This window comes from Hymenobacter monticola, from assembly GCF_022811645.1.
In the GTDB taxonomy this organism is placed as follows: Bacteria; Bacteroidota; Bacteroidia; order Cytophagales; family Hymenobacteraceae; genus Hymenobacter; species Hymenobacter monticola.
Genome location: NZ_CP094534.1, coordinates 512,952 through 535,851, shown reverse-complemented (window position 1 = coordinate 535,851; position 22,900 = coordinate 512,952). Strand labels below are relative to the sequence as shown.

General features: G+C 59.6%; 26 protein-coding genes and 4 tRNA genes. 21 read left to right on the top strand and 9 right to left on the bottom strand.

Annotation, left to right across the window (positions count from 1 at the left end):
- Nucleotides 1–44 precede the first annotated feature (44 nt).
- The 3 genes from MTP16_RS02475 to MTP16_RS02465 all read right to left on the bottom strand — a co-directional run bounded on the left by MTP16_RS02475 (nucleotide 45) and on the right by MTP16_RS02465 (nucleotide 2,058).
- Nucleotides 45–548: a DUF421 domain-containing protein gene (locus MTP16_RS02475; RefSeq protein WP_243515672.1), complete on the bottom strand. Its 504-nt coding sequence runs from the start codon at nucleotides 546–548 to the stop codon at nucleotides 45–47.
- A 4-nt stretch (nucleotides 549–552) separates the two neighbouring features.
- On the bottom strand, nucleotides 553–1,089 hold the full coding sequence (locus tag MTP16_RS02470) for an inorganic diphosphatase (protein WP_243515671.1): 537 nt from the start codon (nucleotides 1,087–1,089) through the stop codon (nucleotides 553–555).
- A gap of 165 nt (nucleotides 1,090–1,254) precedes the next feature.
- Complete coding sequence (locus MTP16_RS02465) at nucleotides 1,255–2,058, bottom strand: S1/P1 nuclease (protein ID WP_243515670.1); 804 nt, start codon at nucleotides 2,056–2,058, stop codon at nucleotides 1,255–1,257.
- 186 nt (nucleotides 2,059–2,244) lie between these two features.
- Here MTP16_RS02465 and MTP16_RS02460 point away from each other — a divergent pair, with 186 nt between their 5' ends.
- The 3 genes from MTP16_RS02460 (at nucleotide 2,245) to MTP16_RS02450 (ending at nucleotide 5,986) form a co-directional block, all read left to right on the top strand.
- The gene (locus MTP16_RS02460; protein WP_243515669.1) at nucleotides 2,245–2,658 is read left to right on the top strand and encodes a hypothetical protein; all 414 of its coding nucleotides are present in this window, start codon (nucleotides 2,245–2,247) and stop codon (nucleotides 2,656–2,658) included.
- A 140-nt stretch (nucleotides 2,659–2,798) separates the two neighbouring features.
- Nucleotides 2,799–3,776: a glycoside hydrolase family 43 protein gene (locus tag MTP16_RS02455; protein WP_243515668.1), complete on the top strand. Its 978-nt coding sequence runs from the start codon at nucleotides 2,799–2,801 to the stop codon at nucleotides 3,774–3,776.
- A gap of 113 nt (nucleotides 3,777–3,889) precedes the next feature.
- Nucleotides 3,890–5,986: an IPT/TIG domain-containing protein gene (locus MTP16_RS02450; RefSeq protein WP_243515666.1), complete on the top strand. Its 2,097-nt coding sequence runs from the start codon at nucleotides 3,890–3,892 to the stop codon at nucleotides 5,984–5,986.
- A 92-nt stretch (nucleotides 5,987–6,078) separates the two neighbouring features.
- On the opposite strand, the gene MTP16_RS02445 is transcribed toward MTP16_RS02450, so the two are convergent.
- The 3 genes from MTP16_RS02445 to MTP16_RS02435 form a co-directional block, all read right to left on the bottom strand.
- Nucleotides 6,079–6,597 carry a GNAT family N-acetyltransferase gene (locus MTP16_RS02445; RefSeq protein ID WP_243515663.1) on the bottom strand — a complete coding sequence of 173 codons (519 nt, stop codon included), beginning with the start codon at nucleotides 6,595–6,597 and terminating at the stop codon, nucleotides 6,079–6,081.
- Between the two features lie 110 nt (nucleotides 6,598–6,707).
- Entirely contained in the window at nucleotides 6,708–6,938 is a 231-nt protein-coding gene (locus MTP16_RS02440) for a hypothetical protein (protein WP_196285988.1), read from the bottom strand.
- 104 nt (nucleotides 6,939–7,042) lie between these two features.
- Nucleotides 7,043–8,242, bottom strand: coding sequence for a hypothetical protein (locus tag MTP16_RS02435; protein ID WP_243515661.1), 1,200 nt, complete (start codon nucleotides 8,240–8,242; stop codon nucleotides 7,043–7,045).
- Nucleotides 8,243–8,324: 82 nt separating this feature from the next.
- Here MTP16_RS02435 and MTP16_RS02430 point away from each other — a divergent pair, with 82 nt between their 5' ends.
- The 6 genes from MTP16_RS02430 to nadD all read left to right on the top strand — a co-directional run bounded on the left by MTP16_RS02430 (nucleotide 8,325) and on the right by nadD (nucleotide 12,736).
- Complete coding sequence (locus tag MTP16_RS02430) at nucleotides 8,325–9,092, top strand: glycosyltransferase family 2 protein (protein ID WP_243515660.1); 768 nt, start codon at nucleotides 8,325–8,327, stop codon at nucleotides 9,090–9,092.
- Nucleotides 9,093–9,655: 563 nt separating this feature from the next.
- Complete coding sequence (locus MTP16_RS02425) at nucleotides 9,656–10,225, top strand: glycosyltransferase family 9 protein (protein WP_243515658.1); 570 nt, start codon at nucleotides 9,656–9,658, stop codon at nucleotides 10,223–10,225.
- A 291-nt stretch (nucleotides 10,226–10,516) separates the two neighbouring features.
- Nucleotides 10,517–11,161 (top strand): sigma-70 family RNA polymerase sigma factor, encoded by a 645-nt coding sequence (locus MTP16_RS02420; protein ID WP_243515655.1) that lies wholly within the window; start codon nucleotides 10,517–10,519, stop codon nucleotides 11,159–11,161.
- A 77-nt stretch (nucleotides 11,162–11,238) separates the two neighbouring features.
- Nucleotides 11,239–11,538, top strand: a complete 300-nt coding sequence (locus MTP16_RS02415) for a hypothetical protein (RefSeq protein ID WP_243515653.1) — start codon at nucleotides 11,239–11,241, stop codon at nucleotides 11,536–11,538.
- A 29-nt stretch (nucleotides 11,539–11,567) separates the two neighbouring features.
- Nucleotides 11,568–12,152 (top strand): guanylate kinase, encoded by a 585-nt coding sequence (gmk, locus tag MTP16_RS02410; protein WP_243515650.1) that lies wholly within the window; start codon nucleotides 11,568–11,570, stop codon nucleotides 12,150–12,152.
- Complete coding sequence (nadD, locus tag MTP16_RS02405) at nucleotides 12,149–12,736, top strand: nicotinate (nicotinamide) nucleotide adenylyltransferase (protein WP_243515648.1); 588 nt, start codon at nucleotides 12,149–12,151, stop codon at nucleotides 12,734–12,736. Before gmk ends, nadD begins: the two co-directional genes overlap by 4 nt.
- An 88-nt stretch (nucleotides 12,737–12,824) precedes the next feature.
- On the opposite strand, the gene frr is transcribed toward nadD, so the two are convergent.
- From frr to MTP16_RS02390, 3 genes are all read right to left on the bottom strand, one after another.
- Complete coding sequence (gene frr, locus MTP16_RS02400; protein ID WP_243515646.1) at nucleotides 12,825–13,388, bottom strand: ribosome recycling factor; 564 nt, start codon at nucleotides 13,386–13,388, stop codon at nucleotides 12,825–12,827.
- 97 nt (nucleotides 13,389–13,485) lie between these two features.
- On the bottom strand, nucleotides 13,486–14,280 hold the full coding sequence (gene pyrH, locus MTP16_RS02395) for a UMP kinase (protein ID WP_243515644.1): 795 nt from the start codon (nucleotides 14,278–14,280) through the stop codon (nucleotides 13,486–13,488).
- A gap of 37 nt (nucleotides 14,281–14,317) precedes the next feature.
- A complete protein-coding gene (locus tag MTP16_RS02390) occupies nucleotides 14,318–14,821 on the bottom strand; it encodes a biotin/lipoyl-containing protein (protein ID WP_243515639.1) in 504 nt (167 codons plus the stop codon).
- A 97-nt stretch (nucleotides 14,822–14,918) separates the two neighbouring features.
- Here MTP16_RS02390 and MTP16_RS02385 point away from each other — a divergent pair, with 97 nt between their 5' ends.
- From MTP16_RS02385 to rplL, 12 genes are all read left to right on the top strand, one after another.
- Nucleotides 14,919–17,507: a M1 family aminopeptidase gene (locus MTP16_RS02385; RefSeq protein WP_243515636.1), complete on the top strand. Its 2,589-nt coding sequence runs from the start codon at nucleotides 14,919–14,921 to the stop codon at nucleotides 17,505–17,507.
- A gap of 171 nt (nucleotides 17,508–17,678) precedes the next feature.
- Nucleotides 17,679–17,758: transfer RNA gene (locus MTP16_RS02380), tRNA-Tyr, on the top strand.
- A 20-nt stretch (nucleotides 17,759–17,778) separates the two neighbouring features.
- Nucleotides 17,779–17,851: transfer RNA gene (locus tag MTP16_RS02375), tRNA-Gly, on the top strand.
- A gap of 16 nt (nucleotides 17,852–17,867) precedes the next feature.
- A tRNA-Thr gene (locus tag MTP16_RS02370) sits at nucleotides 17,868–17,939 on the top strand.
- 169 nt (nucleotides 17,940–18,108) lie between these two features.
- On the top strand, nucleotides 18,109–19,299 hold the full coding sequence (gene tuf / locus MTP16_RS02365; RefSeq protein ID WP_196286000.1) for an elongation factor Tu: 1,191 nt from the start codon (nucleotides 18,109–18,111) through the stop codon (nucleotides 19,297–19,299).
- A gap of 149 nt (nucleotides 19,300–19,448) precedes the next feature.
- A tRNA-Trp gene (locus MTP16_RS02360) sits at nucleotides 19,449–19,519 on the top strand.
- Nucleotides 19,520–19,581: 62 nt separating this feature from the next.
- Nucleotides 19,582–19,776 carry a preprotein translocase subunit SecE gene (gene secE / locus MTP16_RS02355; protein WP_243515633.1) on the top strand — a complete coding sequence of 65 codons (195 nt, stop codon included), beginning with the start codon at nucleotides 19,582–19,584 and terminating at the stop codon, nucleotides 19,774–19,776.
- Between the two features lie 12 nt (nucleotides 19,777–19,788).
- Nucleotides 19,789–20,355, top strand: coding sequence for a transcription termination/antitermination protein NusG (nusG, locus tag MTP16_RS02350; RefSeq protein WP_196286002.1), 567 nt, complete (start codon nucleotides 19,789–19,791; stop codon nucleotides 20,353–20,355).
- Nucleotides 20,356–20,514: 159 nt separating this feature from the next.
- A complete protein-coding gene (gene rplK / locus MTP16_RS02345) occupies nucleotides 20,515–20,958 on the top strand; it encodes a 50S ribosomal protein L11 (protein WP_198067444.1) in 444 nt (147 codons plus the stop codon).
- Nucleotides 20,959–20,977: 19 nt separating this feature from the next.
- Nucleotides 20,978–21,676, top strand: a complete 699-nt coding sequence (gene rplA / locus MTP16_RS02340; protein WP_046245264.1) for a 50S ribosomal protein L1 — start codon at nucleotides 20,978–20,980, stop codon at nucleotides 21,674–21,676.
- Nucleotides 21,677–21,691: 15 nt separating this feature from the next.
- Nucleotides 21,692–22,240 carry a 50S ribosomal protein L10 gene (gene rplJ / locus MTP16_RS02335; RefSeq protein ID WP_243515630.1) on the top strand — a complete coding sequence of 183 codons (549 nt, stop codon included), beginning with the start codon at nucleotides 21,692–21,694 and terminating at the stop codon, nucleotides 22,238–22,240.
- Nucleotides 22,241–22,301: 61 nt separating this feature from the next.
- The gene (gene rplL / locus MTP16_RS02330; RefSeq protein ID WP_243515626.1) at nucleotides 22,302–22,682 is read left to right on the top strand and encodes a 50S ribosomal protein L7/L12; all 381 of its coding nucleotides are present in this window, start codon (nucleotides 22,302–22,304) and stop codon (nucleotides 22,680–22,682) included.
- The last annotated feature ends 218 nt before the right edge of the window (nucleotides 22,683–22,900 follow it).

Below are 22,900 nucleotides of genomic sequence, written 5' to 3'. Positions count from 1 at the left end.
TTAACGCGAGCGAGGCGGAGCTTCGGGGTACTCGTTCAGGCCGGCTAGCCGTGCTTCTTCACCACGCTGATGCTGCCGTTGCGCTCCAGGCGCACCGCTTCGGTGTCGGCCAACGCGGCCACCTTGCCGCTGTCGCGGATGCCTTCGAGCAGGTCGTTTTGGGTGAGGTTGTGCTGGGCCAGGGTTTCGGGGCGGGGCTGGCCGTGCTCGGCCAGCAGCACGGCGTCGCCCTTCACGAGGCGGCTCACGGCCTCGCTGCGGAACGAGGCCCAGGCCAGCAGCCGGTGCAGGCCCACCAGCACCAGTCCGGCCAGCAGCGTGCCCCCAAACGGTGAGGCCGCCACCACGGCCCGGCTCAGCACGGCCCCCAGCATGATTTTTACCACCATGTCGAAAGCCGTATTGCCACCGAACGTGCGCTTGCCCGAAAGCCGCAGCAGCGCCAGCGCGGCAAAAAAGACCAGCACCGCCCGCACCGTCATTTGCAGGGCGGTGATGGTGTGCGAGTCGGCGTCGGAGCCAAACAGGGTGTCCAGCAGCTCTTCCATGGCGCTAGGGGAGGGCCGCGGCGGCCTCAGCCAGCAGCGCGTGGGCCGCCGCGGCCCCCACGCGCCGCAGAACCTTCAGTTCCTGGCCCTTCACGGCGTTGTAGGAAATGAAAAAGTGCTCGATTTCGTGCAGCTGCTCGCGTGGCAGGTCCGTGATTTCGCGCAGGTTGTGGTGCTCGCGCGAGTCGGCGGCCACAGCCAGTAGCCGGTCGTTGCGCACCACCTGGCCGTCGGGTTCCTGCTGCTCTACCTCCAAGGCCCCGATGAGGCTGGCCTCCACCACGCAGCCAGCAAACGCGGGCGCCACCAAAATGAGCAGCACGTCGAGCGGGTCGCCATCGGCGGCTTTGGTGGAAGGCACGAAGCCGAAATCGAACGGAAAGCTGTGGCCCTCGGGCAGCGCGCCCTTTAGCTTGAAAACGCCCAAATCGGGCTCGAAGGCGAATTTGTTGCGGCTGCCCTTGGGCGTTTCCACCACCACGTGCACGCGGCTGCGGGAGTGGGGCACGTAGGCCGGCAACTGATGCAAAGCAAGAGACATAAGCAGGGCGGCAAGCATGGAAAGGCAATTGCCTGCCCGCTAGGACGCACGATGTTACGCCAATGTTGCTAGTGTGCAGCTTGCGCAGGCGGGCAGTAAAAAGCCCCTTGCCATGCCATCAGCGCATTGCAAGGGGCTTCAAACCCAACCTTGAGCCAGGGCTTTCTACTTATCGAACACCTCGTTTAGCATGCCCGCCAGCCGGATGCCGGCTTTGAGAATCTGGTCTTCCACGGTGGGCCCGAAAGTGGGGTAGAAGTGCCAGTCAAACTTGGGGTTGGTGCTGGCCGCCGCGTAGGCCGGCGGGCACAGCTGGTACGACTCAAACAGCCAGGCCGTGGGGTCGCTTTTCTGCCACTCCTTGATTTGGGCGGAGCTGGCGTGGTCGTAGGCAGCGGCCATCTCGGTGAAGGTGAAGCCGGAGTATTCCACCAGGTCGCCGTCCCAGATGCTGTGCAGGTTGGTGTCGCGCCCGCGCCAGCTCACCATTATGCTGTTGCCGCCCTTGTCTTCGAGGTGGCCCAGGTGCAGGGGCTGATGCACGTCGCCCACCAGGTGAATCAGGAATTTGAGGGCAATGCGCTTTTCGTCGGCGGTTTTCTTGGGGTCTTTCAGGTCCTGGCGCACTTGCAGCAGGGCGGCGTAGGCGTTGGTGGGCAGGGCCGGGGCGGGCTGCACGGTGGCCTTGAGCTGGGCGGTGAAGGCGGCGTAATCGAGGCCCACGGGCACGTTCACGTAGTGCCAGGGCGCGGTTTCCTTGAACTGCGGGTCGTTGCGCAATTCATCGGCCCAGGTGCTGACCAGCGGCATGGTTTCGCGCCCCAGAATGCGGGCCACTTCGCGCTTGGCGGTGGATGAGAGGTGGTTTTCGGCAATGCGCGCCACGGCCCGGTGGCCGAGTACGCCCCAGGCCAGCAGACTGTAGGGCGCGCAAAAAAGGACCAGCAGGGCAACAAGTTTTCGGAGCATAAAGAAGAGAGAAAAGAAAAAAAAGAAGCCCGTCAAGGCGCAAAACCGTGCGCGCCGCACCGGGCCAAACCACAAAGCTAACACGGAGCACCGCCGCTTTTGAAAGCGAAACCGTGCAATGGATTGCGCGCCGAGCGGCGCGGCCCCGTAATTTTGAAGCTTCATCGATTTGCTGTCCCGGTTTTCATGCAGTTGCACGTCATCATCGACACGCCCGCCATCTTCATCGGCTACGACGCTCCCAATCAGTGGCTGTACGTGGACTGGAAGGGTGAGCACGACCAGGAAAGCTCGCAGGCCTGCTGCCTGCTGATGCTCGACAGCCTGCGGGCCTACCCCTGCGCTAAAATCCTCAACGACAACTCCAGCATCAGCCGCACCACCATGCAGCTCTCGCTCTGGGGCGCGTGGTGGATAGAAGAAATGCGCAACGCCGGCCTGCAGTGCATTGCCTGGGTGCTGCCCCGCAGCCTGGTGGCCCGACAAACCACCGAAGCCATTGTGCAAGCCGTCGAAAGCCCGCACATCGGTACCTTCGACGACGTAGCGTCGGCCTACGTCTGGTTGCAGCAACAGCCCGTGCGGGTGTTGCAAGGGTGAATTAGTAGCCTAATTTGCAGCGGCAAAGCAAGCCGGGCATGTAGGTTGATTAAAGTTTGCATGATGCTCTTGTACTGCCGAAGCCTCGCTTGTGCCAAAAAGATGTCATCGATAGCAGTCTTGTACTCTTAAGACCCCGCATGTACCAGAATCCCATCATCGACGACAACTTTCCGGACCCCACCCTCATCCGTGCTGCCGATGGCTGGTACTACGCCTACGGCACTCAAACCAAGCGCGCGGGCGTCATTATCAACCTGCAGGTGGCCCGGTCCCGGGATTTAGTTAACTGGGAATACCTCGGTGAGGGCCTGCCCGAAAAGCCTGTCTGGGGCCAGCAAAGCCAGAAAATATGGGCCCCGCACGTGAGCGAGCACGGTGGCCACTACTACCTCTACTACTCCACCCGGCCCGATGGCGCCGACTTCTTCAGCCTGGCCGTAGCCGTAGCCGACGCGCCCGCCGGCCCCTTCCGCGACTGCGGCCAGCCGCTGCTGCCGGGCCCCGGCTTCACCTGCATCGACCCCATGGCCTACGACGACCCCGCCACCGGGCAGCGGCTCTTGTACTGGGGCTCGGGCTTCGGGCCCATCTGGGTGCGCGAGCTGGCCGAAGACCGGCTCAGCTTCGCGCCCGGTAGCGAGGCACAGGCCGTAATATTCCCCAGCGGCACCGACGACCCCGACGACTACCACCGCCTCGTGGAAGGCGCCTGGGTGCATTACCATGAGGGCTGGTATTACTTGTTTTTCTCGGGCGATAATTGCTGTGGGCCGCATGCCCACTACGCCGTATTGGTGGCCCGCGCCCGCCACGCCACCGGCCCCTTCGAAACCTACGCCGCAGCCACCGGCAACCCCCACGCAGCCCTGCTGGCGGCCAACGACCACTGGCGCGCGCCCGGCCACAACTGCGTGGTAACCGACGCCGCCGGCCACGACTGGCTGGCCTGCCACGCCATCGACCCGCGCCAGCCCACCTTCGACGCCATCGACGACTCGGAAGGCTACGCCCGCCGCGTGCTCATCCTCGACCGCCTCACTTACGCCAACGGCTGGCCCGTGGTGGCCGGGGGGGCGCCCTCCTGGCAGCCACAGCCGGCGCCGCAAGGGCAGTAGCCTGCGCTTCTCAGAAAACGGTGCCATGAAGCCGGCAGCACCCGGTTTTCCGTATCTTGGGCTGCATTGACTCTATTTTGCTTATGCCGTTTTCGATACCATTTCTTCGCGTTTTGAGTGGCCGGACGGCAGGTGTGCTGACGCTGCTGGCAGTTGGAAGCTCAGGCGTCCGCGCCCAGACGCCCGCGCCGGAGCTGCACTGCCTCATGCAGCCCGTCGACCCGGCCCGGCGCGCCCGGCAGGCGGCGCTGGTGGTCGAAGCCCAGGTGCTCGATGCCCAAGGCTTCTGGAACGCCGGCCACACGCGCCTGTTCACACGGCACCGGCTGCGCGTCTTTTCGCTGCTGAAAGGCCAGGTGACCGACACCACCGGCCTCGTGCTCGTCACCGAAGGCGGCCGGCTCGGGCTCGACCAGCAGGTCCTCACCAACACCCTGCAGCTGGCCCCCGGCCAGCAAGGCGTCTTTTTCCTGACCCATACGCCTTGGCCGGGGCTGCCTGCCGGCGCCAATGCCTACACGCCCTACGCCAGCCAGCAGGGCTTCATCGAATTCAACCCAACCGAGCGTACTGCCGCCGAGCCATTCCGCACTTATGCGGCCCTGGACGCGTCTTTTTTCAAAGGCATAAGCAGCCTGACCGGCCAGCCCCGCCAGCTCTTGCAAGCGAATACGGCGCTAGTGCCCGCGGCCACGCCCAGCCGGCGCAACATGGCCCCCACCATCAGCAGCTTCTCGCCCCAAACCCTGCCCGCCGGCACCGGCGCGGTGCTTACCATCACCGGCGACGGGTTTGGCAACAGCCGGGGCACGGGCTTCGTCGACTTTCGTAACGCCGACGACGGCGGCAGCACCCGCGTCAAGGCCCGCGATGCCGACTACCTCCGCTGGACCAATAACCGCATTGAAGTGCGGGTGCCGTCGGCCGCCAACGGCGGCTCGCCCGCCAGCAACGGCCACCCGGCCGGCTCAGGCACCGTCCGCGTCACCACCTCAGACCAGTCGGTGGTGGAAAGCGCCAGCGCCGTTACCGTCATCTACGCCCTCACCAACGTGGAAAACACCGACGGCACCATTCTGCAACGCCCCAACCACATTGCGCTCAATGCCACCGGCGGCATCAGCTTCCGGTTTGGGCCTGGTTTCGCGGCCGGCGCCGCGGCAGCCTGGCAGCGGGCCCTGGCCACCTGGCGCTGCCAAACGGGCATGAACTGGGACGTGGCCGCCGCCAACCCCAGCAACGTCATCGCCGAAGACGGCCAGAACGTGGTGGCCTTCGACGCCGGCAACGAACTGCCGGCCCAGGTGCTGGGCCGCACCACCAGCTACTACCGCGGCTGCTACGCGCCCAGCGGCGAGGTGGTGTTTTGGGTGAAGGAAATCGACATGCAGTTTGATGACGGGGCCAACTTCCAGTTTGGACCCGCGCCGGCTATTGGTTCGCTGGGACAGATTGATTTTGAATCCGTGGCCGTGCACGAGTTGGGGCATGCCCAGCAGCTCACCCACCTCATCCTGCCCGGGGCCGTGATGCACTACGCCGTGGCCCGCGGCCAAAACACCCGGGCCCTCAACGCCAACAGCGACGTGGCCGGTGGCCGCCAGGTGCTGCGGGGGCGTAGCTTCCTTCTACTGGGCTGCGGCGGCCCGGCCCTGCTGCCGGCACCACTCACCGGTTTTGGGGCGCAGTACGCCGCCGGCACGGGCACCACCCTCACCTGGGCCACCCGCGATGAATGTTTCCTGAGCAGCTTCGTGGTGGAACGCAGCCTCGGCGGCGACACCACTGCCTGGACGCGCCTGGCCACCGTGACTACCCGCCCGCCCGCGGCCCAGTACCAGTACCTGGACGCGCAAACGCCCGGCGGCCTACACTACTACCGCCTGCGCCTGCTGCGCCCCAACGGCTCGCTCGACAACGCGGCGCCCGCCCTCGTCACCACCGAAGGAGCCAGCGTGGCGGTTTCCATTTTCCCCAATCCGGTGACGGGCGATGTGCTGCGCCTGCAATACCCCACCGCCGCCGATGGCACGGTCATCTTCCGCATCTACGACCGGCTGGGCCGCCGTCTGAGCACCAGCTCCGTCACCCTTTCTGCCGGCCTGAACGTGGTGCCCTTCAGCATTGCCAGTCTCATTCCGGGTTTCTACATCTTGCGCTGGCAAGATGCGCAAGGGAAAACCGGCAACCGCAAGTTTATGCGGTACTGATTTTCTGGCTGGGATTAAACGTAGAAAAGCCCGTCGTGCTGTGATGCACAACGGGCTTTTTGTTTCGAAGGCCCTCAGAATTTGGCTCCGACCTATTTAGCAGCCACTGCCACCGAAGCCGCTGGCGCTACGGCGTAGCTGGCAAGCTGCGCCTCGTCGAGGTTGCCATTAAACCACTCGCTCTCGATGGTAGCGCCCAGCTTCTGGTAGAAGGCAATGGCGGGCTCGTTCCAGTTCAGCACCTGCCACTTCAGGCGCACGGCGCCGGTAGCGCGGGCCTCGGCCACCACGGCATCGAAGAGCAGCCGGCCCAAGCCGCCGCGCCGCGCCGCTTCCGTCACCACTAAGTCTTCCAGGTAAAGCATTCGGCCCTTCCAGGTCGAATAAGCGGTGTAGAACAGGGCGAGGCCGATAATCTCGGCCGTCTCGTTTTCAAGCACGAAAAATCCGAAAATGGGCGCCGGGCCAAAGCCATCGCGCTGCATGGCCGTCAGCGTGTTGGTCACGGCCTCCGGCGCGCGCTCGTATAGCGCCAACTCATGAATCAGGCCCAGTACCTGGGGCAAATCGGCTTCGACGCCGCGGCGGATGGTGTAAGTGTCAGTAGCCAAGGGATGTGGGGCAAAGGGGAATAGGGAAATATCCGGCAACAAAAATGAGCAATGAAAAACGCCGAAGCCGGCATTATTCATTGCTCATTACGTAGCGGCCAAGAGCCAGATTACATCTGGGGCTGCATTTTTTTGATGTCTTCGGTGGCGTTCACGGCGTTCAGCTCGCGGAACTGCTCGGCTTGCTTGGCACCCTTGGTGGTGTCGGGCGCGGCGGGCAGGGGCGGCAGCGTGGCGGTGGCGATATCGTCGTCACCCTCCGTGGCCGAAGGACCGCAGGACGGCAGCGTGAACGACAGCAGGGCAGCGGCCAGCAGGCCGGGGAGGAGCGTTTTTTTCATTGTAGGGGAAAACGAATGCGGGCGCAAGTTACGCACGGAGTGCGGCTTGCCATACGGAAAAACATAGTACGGGGCTGCGTATACCCATTCAAGCGGTGCGGTCCCTACTCTTGCACCTTAAACCACGGAATGCCCAACGCGCCCGGCATGAGGCGCACCCGCAAGCGGTTGCCGGGCCGCAACCGGTGGTAATAAGCCTTGCTCACGTGCACCGTGGTTGAGTCGGAGAAAGGCCCCCACGGCTCCACTACCGCGCTGAAGCCGGGTAGTTCGTCGTCGTTGATGTACTTCCGCAGCAGGACAGGCCGGTAGTCAGCCGGCCGGCCGGTATCGAAGGCCACGTTATAAGCCACCGGGGCACTGTAGCCGTACAGCACCGCCGCTATGAGAATGATGATAATCGGGCCGCCGTTTCCGTTTTTACCAAACAATTGCTTCCAACCTCCGGCCAGTAAGAGCAAGGCAAAGCCACCTCCTGCCGGGTATGCCCACGTCTGAATGGTTGCAGTGCTAACCAGCTCCGCATCTAACAGCATCCGGACAAACAAGCCAATACTGGGAATTGACAGGCTTACACCCAATGACGGAGCGGGCGCGGCATCCGGTTCATCGGCCCTCAACATACCCGGGTAAAGCCACTGTGCGGCAATGGCCGCCAGGGGTAGCAGCAACCCTGCCGAAATAGCCAGCGTGTAAGGTTCGGGGTAGAAAAGAAGCCAAGGGACGGTCAGCCAGCTACACCAATTTAACAGCCGGGCCGTCTGTTGTGCTTCGGCCAGTTTGCGACCCGAGCCGGACAGCTCGGCAAAAGGCGCTGGCACAAGGGCTTCTTGCACCGGAGATGCTGCGGCGGTCTTTTTATTTTCACGGTTTAAGCTGGGATAATAGTCGTTGGCCCACGCTATTATTTCACCTACATGCTCCGTCAGCAAACTGATTTTAACTGGACGCTTACGCTTATCCGTCGGAATAAATCGCAAGTAGTTTCTGTCAACCTGAAAGCCTCTGATTTCCACGAGCTGCAGGCTGGTTGTGCTCAGTGCGCCAGCTTGGGTAATGACGCCATTGGCAATTACAGTGCGGCTTTTGATGATTTCAGCTAGACCGTAGAGGAAGAAAGCTGCAAAGCCCAACGGCATGGCTGAATAAGCCAGCCAAGCCAGCAGACGTCCCGTATGCCGTTGCCATTCCCACACCGGCATGCCAACCAGCAACAAGAGCAACGGAGGCACCAAAACGTAGAAAAACACGCGCCAGCCCCGCTCGATGCGGTATACGTGATGGCCATTGGGGTCAAAATCCATGAAATCTGAAGAGATAGAGCGCTTGCTGTCGTTAAAGATGGCCGTCGCCCCGCATTCGGCCTCCGCTTACCTTTGCCCGCCCATGCCCGTCCCGCTTTCCGTCGTCATCATCACTTTTAACGAAGAAGCCAACATCGTCCGTTGCCTAGAAGCGCTGGGCGACGTGGCCGACGATGTGCTGGTGGTCGATTCCTTCTCCACCGACGCCACCGTGGACCTCTGCCGGCAGCACGGTGCCCGCGTCATCCAGCACGCCTTTGCCGGCTACGTGGAGCAGAAAAACTACGCCACCAGCCAAGCCCGGTTCGACCATGTCCTCCAGCTCGACGCCGACGAGGTGCTGACCGAGGAGCTGCGCCAGTCCATCCGCGCGGCCAAGCAAAACTGGCAGCACGCCGCCTATAGCCTCGCCCGCCTCACCAACTACTGCGGCCACTGGGTGCGCCACGGCGGCTGGTACCCCGACCGCAAGCTGCGCCTCTACGACCGCCGCCTGGGCCGCTGGACTGGGCTGCTCCTGCACGAGAAATTCGAGGCCGATGCCGGCCAGACCACCGGCCCGCTCGCTGGCCACGCCCTGCACTACAGCTACCACAGCATTGCCCAGCACGTCAGCCAGCTCAACAAGTTCACCAGCATCACGGCCCAAGAGCTGGCCTTGCGCGGCAAAACCAACGTGGGTCTGTTTCACCTGCTGCTCAAGCCGCTCTGGAAATTTGTGCACGGCTACTTTTTCCGGCTGGGTTTGCTCGATGGCTTCGCTGGGCTGTGCATCGCCGGCATCTCAGCCTGGGGCGTGTTCCTGAAATTTGCCAAGCTGAAAACCCGCACCGAAAGCGCCGAAGCATGAGCCCCGTAACGCTCCGTACCTTCCTCGTCTCCCGCACCGATGCCATCGGCGACGTAGTATTGACTCTACCGGTGTGTGGCCGGCTGAAACAATTGTTTCCAGGCTGCCGGGTGGTGCTCATTGGTCGCACCTATACTGCGCCCGTGGCCGCCGCCTGCCCGTGGGTCGATGATTTTATCAATTACGACGAGTTAGAGCAGCACTCCAAGGATTATCAGATAGCCTCTATTCAAGCGTGGAATGCAAGTGCTATTCTGCACGTTTTTCCTAACCGCAAACTTGCCAGGCTGGCTTCTAAAGCCGGCATGTGGCGAAGCATTGGTACGCGCAACCGTTGGTTTCATTGGTTCACTTGTAACCGGCTAGTGAGCTTAAGCCGGCGTAATTCTTCTTACCACGAAGCACAACTCAATATGCTGCTAGTGCTGCCTTTAGATGTAGAAGAACAACGAGGTCAATGGAAATCGAACTTCAAGCAGAGCATCTTTTCGTGGGGTAATTCTTCCATTGCAGAACCGGATTGGCAGCCTGTACCCCCGCCACTGTCCGAAATAGCCAAATTGGTGCGCCTGCAAGCCACCGAGCCGCTGGCGGGGCAGTGGCAACTACTGCTTCAGCAGCGCCAGCCTGGTCAGCTCAACGTCATCCTGCACCCACGCAGCCGCGGCAGCGCCCGCGAGTGGGGCCTCGATAATTTCGGCCAGCTCGCCCGTCTGCTGCACCAGGCCGGCCACCGCGTTTTTGTCACCGGTACGGCGGCAGAAGGGGAGGAGCTTGCTGATTGGCTCAAGCAAAATGCCGCCTTCCTCGCCGCCGACCTCACCGGCCAACTCAGCCTGCCGCAGTTCATGGCCTTCATCGCCGCCGCCGATGGCCTCGTGGCCGGCAGCACCGGCCCGCTGCACCTGGCTGCCGCACTGGGCCGCCACGCGCTGGGTCTTTACCCGCCTATCCGGCCCATGCACCCCGGCCGCTGGGCCCCGCTAGGTCCGCACGCCAAGTTTATGGTGTTCGACAAGCCTAACTGCGAGGACTGCCGCCAGCAGCCCGCCGCCTGCACCTGCATCCGGGCCATTGAGGCGGCGGCCGTGGCAGCGCAGGTAGCGGCTTGGCAACCCTTGTCTGTGGGATAAAAGCCGGGCTCTGCTAAACATATTCCGGCCAATTCGACTACTTGGTTTGTTAGTTAACGGCCGTTACGCAACCTAGCGGGCGTTGCCCTGCGTACATCGGGCTGCGCCTGGCCCGTCGGCAGTGCGTTTTTAGGTGTTTTTAATGCCTTGAAACGCGCTTTGCTGGGTAGCTTCGCGCCGGCAGAAAGCAACCTGGCCACCCGCTTTCACGAGTTGTTAATTCTGCCGATTTTTTTCCTAATTCCCTATTCCTTCGTAGGTTTCAACCTGCAATTTCCCCCGCCCACCTGTATGAGCGATTCTCCCGAACGGGTTAAACTGAGCAAAGAGGAAAAAGACCGCCGCTTCCAGGCCGAGCTCATGCCCGTGCTCGACCCGCTCTACAACTTTGCCTACCGGCTCACCCTCGACGAGGACGATGCCAACGACCTCGTGCAGGAAACCTACCTCAAGGCGTACCGCTTTTTCGAGTACTTCGAGCCCGGCACCAACGCCAAGGCGTGGCTTTTCCGCATCCTGAAGAATTCGTTCATCAACGACTTCCGCAAGAAGAGCAAGCAGCCCGCCAAGGTCGATTACAGCGAGATTGAGGGCTATTACAACCCCGACGACGTGGAGGCCGAGGGCGAAGTAGGCGCCTCATCGTCTGACATGCGCCAGCAGTCGGCCCGCGACCTCATTGGCGACGAAGTGGCCAGCGCACTAAATTCTTTGCCGGTCGATTTTCGCACCGTCATCATTCTCTGCGACCTGGAAGGATTTACCTACGAGGAAATGGCCAAAGTGCTTGATATTCCGATTGGTACCGTGCGTTCGCGCCTGCACCGGGCCCGCAATTTCCTCAAGGATAAGCTGGAGAAATACGCCCAATCAATGGGATATGGCAATGACGCTATTGACGACGAAACGGAACTAACCGACCCCGAAAATAATTAACCCTCCCGACAAGCGCATCTAGTCGGTACCTAGGTCGCATCCCATTGGCGTTCACTTCTTTCCCGGCATTTTCAATTATGACCCCAGCTGCTACTACTAAAACCAATACGTCGGCCCCCGTTGCTGCTACCCCCGACAACGGCCCCGACTGTGAACGCGTGAATACTGTACTTGACCAATTCATCGAAGGCCAGCCCCTGACCATGGAAGAAGAGGATTACCTCATCGACCACGCCAACGACTGCTCGCCTTGCTTCGACGACATCGAGAAGCAGCGCATCTTCATCTCTTTCCTGAAGCAGCGCGTGTCCTCCCCGTCGACGCCCGCCACCCTCCACAGCTCCATTTTGGCCCGTGTAGGTGCCGTAATGGCCTAATACCGGGTTCGGCGGCTTAGCTTTGCGTGATGCAAGGCAAAATCATTGTGTTTTCGGCGCCTTCGGGCGCGGGCAAAACCACCATTGTGCACCGGCTCATGGAACGGGTGCCGGAGCTGAGCTTTTCCATTTCGGCCTGCACCCGCGACCGTCGCGGCCGGGCCGAGGAGAACGGCAAGGACTACTATTTCATCACGGCTGATGAATTCCAGGACAAGATTCGTCACGACGAATTTGTGGAATGGGAGGAAGTCTACGAGGGTGCTTTCTACGGCACGCTCAAGTCGGAAATCGAACGCATCTGGGACAGCGGCAAGCACGCCATCCTCGACGTGGACGTGAAAGGTGGCCTCAGCATCAAGGACTTCTACAAGGACCGTGCGCTGGCCATTTTCGTCCGCCCGCCGTCTATTGAAGTCCTGGAACAGCGCCTGCAAGCCCGCGCCACCGATTCGCAATCCAGCATCTCTTCGCGGGTGTACAAGGCCAAGTTTGAGTTGGCGTTTGAAGACCGGTTCGACGTAACCGTTGTCAACGACGACCTCGACGAAGCCAGCGCCCACGCCGAGAAGCTCGTGCGCGACTTCATCAGCGCCGAGCCGGCCGTGGTATGAGCCGGCGCATCGGCCTGCTCTTCGGCTCGTTCAACCCCGTACACATCGGCCACCTCATCCTGGCCGAGCACTTCGCCACGCGCACCGACCTAGCCGAAGTCTGGCTCGTTGTCACGCCCCACAACCCCTTCAAGCAAGCCGCCGACCTCCGGCCCGAAGCCGAGCGTCTGCGCTTGGTTGAACTGGCCATTGCCGGCAACCCGCGCCTGCGCGCCGAGCCCATCGAGTTCGGCCTGCCGCGTCCCAGCTACACCATTGCCACCCTCGACGCTTTACGTCAGCGCTACCCCGCGCACGATTTCGTGCTCCTCATGGGTTCCGACAACCTGCCCGGCCTGCCGCGCTGGCAGGAAGCGCCGCGCCTGTTGGCCGAGGTCGACATCTACGTGTACCCGCGTCCCGGCACTGAAATTTCCGACCTAAGCACATTCCCGCGCGTGCAGGTTATATCTGCTCCTCTGCTTGACATATCCGCGACCTACGTCCGCGAAAGCCTGCGTGCCGGCCGTAGCATCCGCTACTTGGTGCCCGCCGCCGTCGAAGCAGAATTGCTGAAGCAAGACAGCACTGCGCCCCCTGCGTAAACCCTTGCAAACGCTACGGGAAACAATACCCACCAAAAAAGCCCGACGAGTAATCGCCGGGCTTTTTTGCATCCGAAAAACGACCAAATCAGATGGTCATAATCTCCGATTCCTTTTTGCTGAGGACCTTTTCAACTTCCGCGATGTAGCTATCGGTCGTTTTCTGCACCTTCTCCTCCGCCGACTTCACCGCATCTTCCGAAGCGCCCTCCTTCAGCAGCTTGCGCAACGCCTCGTTCACATCCTTGCGGATGCCACGCACGCGCACCTTGCCGGCTTCGCCCTCGTTTTTAGCTTGTTTCACGAGGTCGCGGCGGCGCTCCTCAGTCATGGCGGGGATGTTGAGACGCACGCCTTCCGCATCCGACACCGGGCTCAAGCCTAGGTCGCTGTTGCGAATGGCCTTGGTTACCTCAGCAATCATGTTCTTTTCCCAAGGCTTGATGAACAGCGAGCGGGCGTCAGGAGTCGAGATGTTCGCAATCTGACCAATGGGCGTCGGGGTACCATAATAGTCCACCCGAATGCCGTCGAGCATGGCCGGGGAGGCCTTGCCGGCCCGGATGCGACTCATTTCCACGTTCACGTGGGCCAAAGCCTTGCCCATCGACTCTACCAGTTCATCAAGGTAAAACTGAATTTCTTCGTCCATTTTTGGAAGTGTTGAATTTTGAGGGTTGACTGTTGAATGATGTTGAGTCGGGGCCGAGAGAATAACTCAACCCTCAAAACCCAACATTCAAAATTTCTTACGCTTGTTCCGGCAGCTTGCCCACCAGCGGCTGCAATAAGCTGTTGATGGGGTCGAGCGAGTGCTTACGGCCGTCGCCCTTGCCGCCGTCGTGCACCAGCGTGCCCATGGGCTCGCCGTTGAGCAGACGCTCCAGGTTGCCGGCCGTGTTCATGTCGAATACGATGATGGGCAGGTTATTCTCCTTGCACAGCGTAAACGCCGTCATGTCCATCACATTCAGCTTCTTGCTGAGCACGTCATCAAAAGTAATTTCGGTGAAGCGCGTAGCCGTGGGGTCCTTCTCCGGGTCGGCGGTGTAGATGCCGTCCACGCGGGTGCCTTTCAACACCACGTCGGCTTCAATCTCAATGGCTCGCAGCGACGCGGCCGAGTCAGTGGTGAAGTAAGGCGAGCCAATGCCGGCCCCGAAAATCACCACGCGGCCCTTCTCCAGGTGTCGCACCGCGCGCCGACGGATGTAGGGCTCGCACACCCGCTGAATGGTGAGGCCCGACAACAGGCGCGTGCTCACCTCCAGCTTCTCAAGGGCGCTTTGCAGGGCCATGGAGTTGATGACCGTGGCCAGCATGCCCATGTAGTCGCCCTGCACGCGGTCAAGGCCGAATGCTTCGGCCTCCACACCGCGGTAGATGTTGCCACCGCCAATCACCACGGCCACTTGCACGCCAGTGGCGGCCACAGCCTTAATTTCGGAGGCGTACTGCATCAGCCGCTCGGCGTCGATGCCGTACTGCTGCTGGCCCATCAGCGCTTCGCCGCTGAGCTTAAGAAGAATGCGGTTGTATTTCAAGTCGTAGTGAATAAGAATGTCGGAATGATAAAGACAGTTACGAGAACTGCACCAGCACTTGGCCCTTCTGCACGTTGTCGCGCAGGTTCACCTTGATGCTACCTACGGTGCCATCGGCCGGAGCTTTCAAGATATTCTCCATTTTCATGGCTTCGAGCACTAGCAGCGGGTCGCCCTTGTGCACGGCTTGGCCGGGTGCAACCCGAATGTCAACGATAAGCCCGGGCATGGGAGCTTTCAGCTCGTTCACTTTCGCGGCGGTGGCGTTGCTCATGCCAAGGCGTTCGAGCAACAGGTCAAACCGGTCTTTGGCGTTAAGCTCGACGCGCTGGCCGTTGATTTTGAGTACGATGTTTTTCGTGGCGAAGTCAGCCGATACAACTTCGGCCTTGTAGGAGCGACCTTCGTGGAGCACGTGGAAGCGGCCTTCGCCTAAATCGACTAAATCCCAGGCAAAAGGCTCCCCGTTGAGCGTGACAGTGTCGGCGGCGCGGTAGTCAACTTCCCAGAGTTGACCGGGGCCGGTGCTGATTTGAAGCATCTGCAGTGAATAGGGTGGGAGGAAAGCTGGGGTTAAAGGTAGCCCAAATCTCAAATTAATTCAGAAATTGACGCGTTTTTCGCCCGTTCTTGTTGGCATGAAGTATCTGGTTCCAGGCCTCACCAGTCTGCTATTATTGGTGCAGTTAGTGGCTGCTGCCCAAGTCACTAAGCCGCGCAGCAGCAAGCCCCTACCGAAGGCGCCGGTGCACAAGAAAGCGGCCCCCACCGCTACGCCCGCGCCCGCCCCGGCCGGCCTGGTAGTGCCCTCCTGGCTGCCCGCCGAGGCCCCCTTGCAGCCCGCCGCCACCATCCTCACCGATGTACTGGACACGAAGCTCGACGTGCGCTTCGACTACAAAAAGCAGTACCTGCTGGGCACGGCCGTGCTCACGCTACGTTCGCATTTCTACCCGCAGTCGGAAGTGGTGCTCGATGCCAAAGGCTTCGATATCCAGAAGATTGAGTTGGTAGGAGAGAAGAAAAACCGCAGCCTCAACTACAATTACAACCGCCGCAAGCTCGTCATCGCCCTCGGCCAGCCCTACCCACGCACTACGCCCTACCAGCTGCGCATTGTGTACGTGGCCAAGCCCAACGAGCTGCCCCAAGGCGGCTCCGCCGCCATCACTTCCGACAAGGGCCTGTACTTCATCAACCCGCTGGGCACCGAGAAAAACAAGCCGCGTCAAATCTGGACGCAAGGCGAGACCGAAGCCAGCTCCTGCTGGTTCCCCACCATCGACAAGCCCAACCAGCGCATGACGCAGGAAATCAGCCTGACGGTGGAAAAGCAGTTCAAAACGCTTTCCAACGGCACCCTGACTTCCTCTCGTGCCAACGCCGACGGCACCCGCACCGATACCTGGAAGCTCACCCAGCCCCATGCGCCCTACCTCGCCACGATGGTGGTGGGCGACTTCGCCGTGGTGAACGACTCCTGGCACGGCAAGCCCGTCGACTACTACGTAGAGCCCCAGTACGCTGGCACCGCCCGCGCCATCTTCGGCCACACGCCCGAAATGCTGGATTTCTTCTCTAAAAAGCTCGGCGTGGAGTACCCCTGGGAGAAATACGCCCAGGTGGCCGTGCGTGACTACGTGAGCGGCGCCATGGAAAACACCACCGCCACCACCCACGGCAGCACCATCCAAGCCACGAAGCGAGACTTGCTCGACGCCAACTACCAAACCGCCGAATCGGTCATCGCCCACGAGTTGTTCCATCACTGGTTCGGCGACTACGTGACCTGCGAAAGCTGGAGTAACCTGCCCCTGAACGAGTCCTTCGCCGACTACTCCGAATACCTCTGGGCCGAATACAAATACGGACCCGACGAGGCCAGCTTGGTGCAGGAAATTAAGCTCAACAACTACCTCGAAGAAGCCACCGCCAAGCGCGAGCCTCTTATCCGCTACCGCTATGTCAACCGTGAGGATATGTTCGACCGCCACTCCTACGACAAGGGCGGCCGCGTGCTTCACATGCTCCGCAAGTACGTGGGCGACGACGCCTTCTTCACGGCCTTGAACCGCTACCTCACCCAAAATAAGCTGTCAGCAGTTGAAGTATCGAAGCTGCGCACCGCTTTCGAGGAAACCACCGGCGAGGACCTTACCTGGTTTTTCAACCAGTGGTTCATGCAGCGCGGCCACCCGGAACTGCGCATTTCGCACAACTACGCCAATGGCCAGGTAAGTCTGCACGTGCAACAAACCCAAGACACGCTGTTCCAGCCCGTCTACCGCCTGCCCGTCAGCGTGGCCGTCTGGACCAACGGCAACCAGCCCACCGAGCACCGCATCACCGTCACCAAAGCCGACCAGACGTTCACGCTGCCCGCCGGCCAGAAGCCGGTCCTGGTCAAATTCGACAGCGAAAACCAGCTTCTGGCCCAAATCGACGAAGACCGCAGCCAGGATGAATTAGTCTTCCAGTTCTACCACGCCAAAACCTACCAGCAGAAATCCGAGGTAATGGAACTGCTGCAAAACAAAACCGCCGACCTAGCCGTGAGTAGCATGCTCCGCAATGCCCTAAACGACAAGTTCTGGCAAGTGCGCCGCCTCGCCCTCGACCACCTCCGCCGCTACCGCGGCCCCGAGCCCGAAGGTATGCGCAAAGACATCCAGCGCCTCGCCGCCTCCGACCGCAACTCCCGCGTCCGCGCCCAGGCCATTGCCACCCTCGCCACCTTCCCCGACGGCAACTACGGCCCCATCTACGGCGCCGCCGTCGCCGACAGCTCTGCCCTGGTTGCCGCCGCCGCCATCCAGGTACTGGCCAAAAAGCCCGAGCCCAACACCCGCCAGCAGGTAGCTGCTATCGAGAACACCAGCAGCGGCCCGCTCATCCTCGCCATTGCCGACTACTATGCCCTCAACGGCGGCCTCGACCAGTACCCCTGGTTCCTGCGCCGCCTGCCCGATGTCACCGAAATGGACTTGTACAGCTACTTCCAGTCCTTCGGCACGCTCATGACCCACATTCCCGCGGTAGAGCGCGATAACGGCATCAAAATCCTGGAAGACTACGCCCGCAATGCGCCGCGCTACGAAATCCGCTTGGGTGCCTACAAGAGCCTCGCTTTGCTGCTTCCCTCCATGCCCGGTATGAAAGCCACGCTGCAAAACATCCGCGAGAAGGAAACTGATGACCGACTCAAAGCATTTTATAACCTTATGTAAAAGCGACTTCCGCAAAAGCAGCAAAAAAAGAACAACCTTTTTTTGCTGCAGCACTTGCCTTGTGTCGAAAAACCTCTAATTTTGCAGCTCCTTACGAAACACTACTGCCTCGGCAGCCAGCGAATCAAAGGGAAAGCGCCTCTCGGCAATCGGCCGAGGAGCACCAAAAATGGGGGTATCGCATAGCGGCAATTGCGGGTGACTGTAACTCACCTCCTTCGGGTTCATAGGTTCGAGTCCTGTTACCCCCACTTTTTACATGATGCCATCTGCGGGAGTAGCTCAGTTGGTAGAGCGGCAGCCTTCCAAGCTGCAGGTCGCGGGTTCGAACCTCGTCTCCCGCTCACGTTTTCAGAATAAGCCGTTTTAGCTCAGTGGTAGAGCACTTCCTTGGTAAGGAAGAGGTCATGGGTTCAAATCCCATAAATGGCTCAGATTAATTCAAGTCCAGCGGTCGGAGTTATTCCGGCCGCCGGCACGGTTCTCTCAGGCAAGCGACGCACAGTTTTCTATTACAGTAGGGGCTGAGTCTCGCTTTCTTCGTGTAGGTCCGGTTTTTACCTTCAAATTCACTTCACCACCTCTTTTTTTACTCTTTACAATGGCTAAAGAAAATTTCGACCGGTCCAAGCCGCACGTTAACATCGGCACCATCGGCCACGTTGACCACGGCAAAACGACCCTGACCGCTGCTATCACCATGGTGCTGGCAAACCAGGGCCTGGCCGAAAAGCGTGACTTCTCTTCGATTGACAATGCTCCCGAAGAAAAAGAGCGTGGTATCACCATCAACACCGCTCACGTAGAGTACTCCACCAAAAACCGTCACTACGCCCACGTTGACTGCCCCGGTCACGCCGACTACGTGAAGAACATGGTAACGGGTGCTGCCCAGATGGACGGCGCTATCCTCGTGGTAGCTGCTACCGACGGCCCGATGCCCCAGACCCGTGAGCACATCCTGCTCGCCCGTCAGGTAGGTGTTCCCCAGCTGGTGGTGTTCATGAACAAAGTGGACATGGTGGATGACCCCGAGCTCCTCGAGCTGGTGGAAATGGAAATCCGCGAACTCCTCTCGTTCTATGACTTCGACGGCGACAACATTCCGGTTATCCAGGGTTCGGCCCTCGGCGGCCTGAACGGCGATGCCAACTGGGTTCCCAAAATCAACGAGCTGATGGACGCGGTTGACTCGTTCATTCCGATTCCTGCTCGTCTGACCGACCTGCCCTTCCTGATGCCAGTTGAAGACGTGTTCTCGATTACCGGCCGCGGCACCGTGGCTACCGGTCGTATCGAGCGCGGCGTTATCAACTCGGGCGACCAGGTTGACATCCTCGGCATGGGCGCTGCTGCCGGCCTGAAGTCGACGGTTACGGGTGTGGAAATGTTCCGCAAAATCCTCGACCGTGGCGAAGCTGGTGACAACGTAGGTCTGCTGCTCCGCGGTATTGAAAAAGAAGCCATCCGTCGCGGCATGGTTATCTGCAAGCCCGGCTCGGTAACTCCTCACCAGAAGTTCAAGGCTGAGGTGTACGTTCTCTCGAAAGAGGAAGGCGGCCGCCACACCCCGTTCTTCAACAACTACCGTCCGCAGTTCTACCTGCGTACCACCGACGTTACCGGCATCATCACCCTCCCCGAGGGCGTTGAAATGGTAATGCCCGGCGACAACATCACCATCACCGTTGAGCTCATCAACAAGGTGGCAATGGAGAAAGGCCTCCGCTTCGCTATCCGTGAGGGTGGCCGTACGGTAGGTGCCGGTCAGGTAACCGAAGTTCTCGACTAAGCTCCGGCTTAATCAGTAAAAAAGCCGCTCTCGAAACTTCGGGGGCGGCTTTTTTTACACTGAAACAGAAGCAAGTATTTGTTTTGTGTACTGTTTCTCTTACCTTTGCACTCCCTTTAGCGAAATGCGTTAGCGGGAAGTGTCTTTACACGAGTGTAGTTCAAGGGTAGAATAGAGGTCTCCAAAACCTTTGATGGGAGTTCGAATCTCTCCACTCGTGCAATCTGGGCCGGTTGGTCCGCTCCATGTTATTTCAGCGGCAACGCTGTGTTCTTTATCACAATGGACAAACTGAGCAATTATTTCCGCGCCACCATCGAGGAAATGCGCTACAACGTAACGTGGCCTTCCACGACCGAGCTGCAGAAAAGCGCCGGCCTCGTGCTGGTGGGCTCGATTGTGTTTGCCGTAGTGGTAGGTCTCATGGACGTGGCTTTCAAGGAGTCGTTGGAAGCTTTCTATAACTCGTTTCGCTAATCAGGTAAGAAGATGAGCGAATTGAAATGGTACGTGGTGCGCTCGGTGAGCGGCCAGGAGAAGAAAGCGAAGAACTACCTCGAAACCGAGCTGGCGCGCCACAACCTGACTACCTACGTGCCCCAGGTATTGATTCCGGTAGAGAAGGTGTTTGAGATGCGCAACGGCAAGAAGCGCGTGCGCGAGCGTAACCTGTATCCTGGCTACATCCTCATTGAGGCCGAGCTGGGCCACGGCGAGGTCGACCACATCATCACCAGTACGCCCGGCGTAATTGGTTTCCTCGGCGACAAAGACAAGAAGGACGCGGCCAACAACAAGCCCGTTCCGCTGCACATCACCGAAGTGAACCGCATCCTCGGTATCGTGGATGAGGCCGAGCAACAAGCCGATGCTACCCTCGACAAGCCCTACGTAGTGGGCGAACTCGTGAAAGTGGTGGATGGCCCCTTCAACGGCTTCTCCGGCAACGTGGACGAAGTATTCGAAGAGCGCAAGAAGCTCAATGTAGTCGTGAAGATTTTCGGTCGTTCGCAGCCGGTAGAACTGAGCTATACGCAAGTAGAAAAAGAAGCATAGCAGAAACGTCATGCCGAGCACTGCGAAGCATGACGTTTTAGTGTATTAAAAATATCCACACCGATTATTCGCTCCGGGTCGGTGGGGCTTCCAAATAGGAGTTTTAAATACTGAGGCAAGCGCGAGTTACGACGCAGGAGCCGCAGCCTAATCAATCCAATGGCCAAAGAAATCAGAGGTTATCTGCGTCTGCAGATAAAGGGAGGCGCCGCGAACCCTTCGCCGCCGGTAGGACCTGCACTTGGTAGCAAAGGCTTGAACATCATGGAGTTTTGCAAGCAGTTTAATGCTCGCACCCAAGATAAAGCCGGCCAAGTTTGTCCTGTACTCATCACCATGTACACCGACAAGTCGTTCGACTTCGTGGTGAAGACGGCACCGGCTCCGGTGCTGCTCATGGAAGCTGCCAAGTTGCAGAGCGGCTCGAAAGAGCCGAACCGTAACAAAGTGGGTTCCGTGACGTGGGACCAGGTGCGTACCATTGCCGAAACCAAAATGCCTGACTTGAACGCTTTCCAAGTGGAAGCTGCCATGAAACAGGTGGCCGGCACGGCTCGCAGCATGGGCATTACCATCAAGGGCGATTCTCCTTTTGCTGAATAATTAAACGGAGAAAAGACAGATGGCACAAGTAAGCAAAAAGCGCAAGGAAGCTCTTGCCAAACACGACCTGACGCAAGTGCGCAGCCTCGTGGAAGCCGCCAAAGTGGTGAAGGACATTACCTACACCAAGTTTGACGCATCCGTAGATATCGACGTACGCCTCGGCGTGGACCCCCGCAAAGCGGACCAGATGGTTCGTGGCGTGGCCACCCTGCCCCACGGCACCGGCAAAACCGTTCGCGTTCTGGCCCTAGTTACTCCCGACAAGGAGGCCGAAGCCACTGCTGCCGGCGCCGACTTCGTGGGTCTGGACGACTATATCTCGAAAATCGAGAAAGGCTGGACCGACATCGACGTAATCATCACCATGCCGGCCGTGATGGCCAAAGTGGGTCGTCTGGGCCGTGTGCTCGGTCCCCGTGGTCTGATGCCGAACCCGAAGTCGGGCACCGTAACGACCGACGTAGCCAAGGCTGTACAGGAAGTGAAAGCTGGTAAAATCGACTTCAAAGTTGACAAAACCGGTATCATTCACTGCTCGGTTGGTAAAGTATCGTTCGATGAGAAGATGCTGGCCGAAAACGCTCTTGAGGTAATTCAGACGCTGGGTCGCCTGAAGCCTTCTTCGTCGAAAGGCACCTACATTAAGAGTATCACGCTCTCGAGCACGATGTCGCCCGCCGTTCCGGTGGACAGCCAAGTAAATTCCGCTAGCTAATTAAACCAACCAAACATGACCCGGGAAGAAAAACAAGCCCTCGTGGATGAGTTGAGCGGAAAGATGCAATCGCACAACTCGTTCTACATTGTCGATGCTTCGGTAATGTCGGTAGCGAAAATCAACGACTTCCGTCGCCTGGCGTTCACCCGCGGCCTGGAGTACAAGGTGTACAAAAACACCTTCATCCGGAAAGCACTGGACACCCTCGGCCACGACACGTCGGAAATGGATGCCGCACTGAAAGGCCAGTCGGGCGTGCTGTTCTCCACGGAGAGCGGCTCGGCCCCTGCCAAGATGCTGCGCGACTTCTACAAAGCCCAAAACTACGGCCGTGGTGTTGAGCCCAAGCCCGTGCTGAAAGGCGCTTACGTAGATGCCAGCATCTACATCGGTGCCAACCAGCTCGAAGGCCTGACCACCATCAAAGGCAAACAGGAACTGCTCGGTGAACTCATCGGCCTGCTCCAATCGCCCGCCAAGAACGTTATCTCTGCTCTGTCGAGCGGCGGCAACAAACTGGCCGGCATCCTCAAAACCCTCAGCGAAAAAGAGGCCGCTTAATCCGCAGCTTTTTCGCCCCTCTTTAAATTTTCAACAACACATTTTTTAACAATCTACAGAAATGGCAGATTTGAAAGCATTCGCTGAGCAGCTTGTAAACCTGACGGTGAAAGAAGTAAACGAATTGGCAGGCATCCTGAAGGACGAGTACGGCATCGAGCCGGCTGCTGCTGCTCCCGTAATGGTAGCTGGTGGTGGCGGTGGCGCTGCTGAAGAGGCTCCCGAAGAAAAGACTGCTTTCGACGTAATCCTGAAAGCTGCCGGTGGCCAGAAACTGGCTGTGGTGAAACTGGTGAAAGACCTGACCGGTCTGGGCCTGAAAGAAGCCAAAGAACTGGTTGACGGTGCTCCCAAGCCCCTGAAAGAAGGCGTAACCAAAGACGAGGCTGAGTCGCTGAAGAAGCAACTCGAGGAAGCCGGTGCTGAAGTAGAAGTTAAGTAATTTCTGCTCCTGAAGCATCTCCGGACCCGCTTCGAATAAGGATTAGACCTGGCAACTTAGCCAGGTCTTTTCCTGTTTGTAGCGTGTCAACCGCGCGAGCTACCCGGTTCGCGCTTTTGCTATGTCAGCTAACCATCTTGTTGCACAGGTGGTTAGGGAGCGCATCGCGCCGCTGATGAGCCGCCACCCCGGCTTCCCACTTTACGCTTCTGTGTCCA

What these genes read in the sequence shown, in the direction of transcription:
- MTP16_RS02475 (WP_243515672.1), bottom strand. Translation starts at nt 548, where the DNA reads ATGGAAGAGCTGCTGGACACCCTGTTTGGCTCCGACGCCGACTCGCAC.
- MTP16_RS02470 (WP_243515671.1), bottom strand. Translation starts at nt 1,089, where the DNA reads ATGTCTCTTGCTTTGCATCAGTTGCCGGCCTACGTGCCCCACTCCCGC.
- MTP16_RS02465 (WP_243515670.1), bottom strand. Translation starts at nt 2,058, where the DNA reads ATGCTCCGAAAACTTGTTGCCCTGCTGGTCCTTTTTTGCGCGCCCTAC.
- MTP16_RS02460 (WP_243515669.1), top strand. Translation starts at nt 2,245, where the DNA reads ATGCAGTTGCACGTCATCATCGACACGCCCGCCATCTTCATCGGCTAC.
- MTP16_RS02455 (WP_243515668.1), top strand. Translation starts at nt 2,799, where the DNA reads ATGTACCAGAATCCCATCATCGACGACAACTTTCCGGACCCCACCCTC.
- MTP16_RS02440 (WP_196285988.1), bottom strand. Translation starts at nt 6,938, where the DNA reads ATGAAAAAAACGCTCCTCCCCGGCCTGCTGGCCGCTGCCCTGCTGTCG.
- MTP16_RS02435 (WP_243515661.1), bottom strand. Translation starts at nt 8,242, where the DNA reads ATGGATTTTGACCCCAATGGCCATCACGTATACCGCATCGAGCGGGGC.
- MTP16_RS02430 (WP_243515660.1), top strand. Translation starts at nt 8,325, where the DNA reads ATGCCCGTCCCGCTTTCCGTCGTCATCATCACTTTTAACGAAGAAGCC.
- MTP16_RS02420 (WP_243515655.1), top strand. Translation starts at nt 10,517, where the DNA reads ATGAGCGATTCTCCCGAACGGGTTAAACTGAGCAAAGAGGAAAAAGAC.
- MTP16_RS02415 (WP_243515653.1), top strand. Translation starts at nt 11,239, where the DNA reads ATGACCCCAGCTGCTACTACTAAAACCAATACGTCGGCCCCCGTTGCT.
- gmk (WP_243515650.1), top strand. Translation starts at nt 11,568, where the DNA reads ATGCAAGGCAAAATCATTGTGTTTTCGGCGCCTTCGGGCGCGGGCAAA.
- nadD (WP_243515648.1), top strand. Translation starts at nt 12,149, where the DNA reads ATGAGCCGGCGCATCGGCCTGCTCTTCGGCTCGTTCAACCCCGTACAC.
- frr (WP_243515646.1), bottom strand. Translation starts at nt 13,388, where the DNA reads ATGGACGAAGAAATTCAGTTTTACCTTGATGAACTGGTAGAGTCGATG.
- MTP16_RS02390 (WP_243515639.1), bottom strand. Translation starts at nt 14,821, where the DNA reads ATGCTTCAAATCAGCACCGGCCCCGGTCAACTCTGGGAAGTTGACTAC.
- MTP16_RS02385 (WP_243515636.1), top strand. Translation starts at nt 14,919, where the DNA reads ATGAAGTATCTGGTTCCAGGCCTCACCAGTCTGCTATTATTGGTGCAG.
- tuf (WP_196286000.1), top strand. Translation starts at nt 18,109, where the DNA reads ATGGCTAAAGAAAATTTCGACCGGTCCAAGCCGCACGTTAACATCGGC.
- secE (WP_243515633.1), top strand. Translation starts at nt 19,582, where the DNA reads ATGGACAAACTGAGCAATTATTTCCGCGCCACCATCGAGGAAATGCGC.
- nusG (WP_196286002.1), top strand. Translation starts at nt 19,789, where the DNA reads ATGAGCGAATTGAAATGGTACGTGGTGCGCTCGGTGAGCGGCCAGGAG.
- rplK (WP_198067444.1), top strand. Translation starts at nt 20,515, where the DNA reads ATGGCCAAAGAAATCAGAGGTTATCTGCGTCTGCAGATAAAGGGAGGC.
- rplA (WP_046245264.1), top strand. Translation starts at nt 20,978, where the DNA reads ATGGCACAAGTAAGCAAAAAGCGCAAGGAAGCTCTTGCCAAACACGAC.
- rplJ (WP_243515630.1), top strand. Translation starts at nt 21,692, where the DNA reads ATGACCCGGGAAGAAAAACAAGCCCTCGTGGATGAGTTGAGCGGAAAG.
- rplL (WP_243515626.1), top strand. Translation starts at nt 22,302, where the DNA reads ATGGCAGATTTGAAAGCATTCGCTGAGCAGCTTGTAAACCTGACGGTG.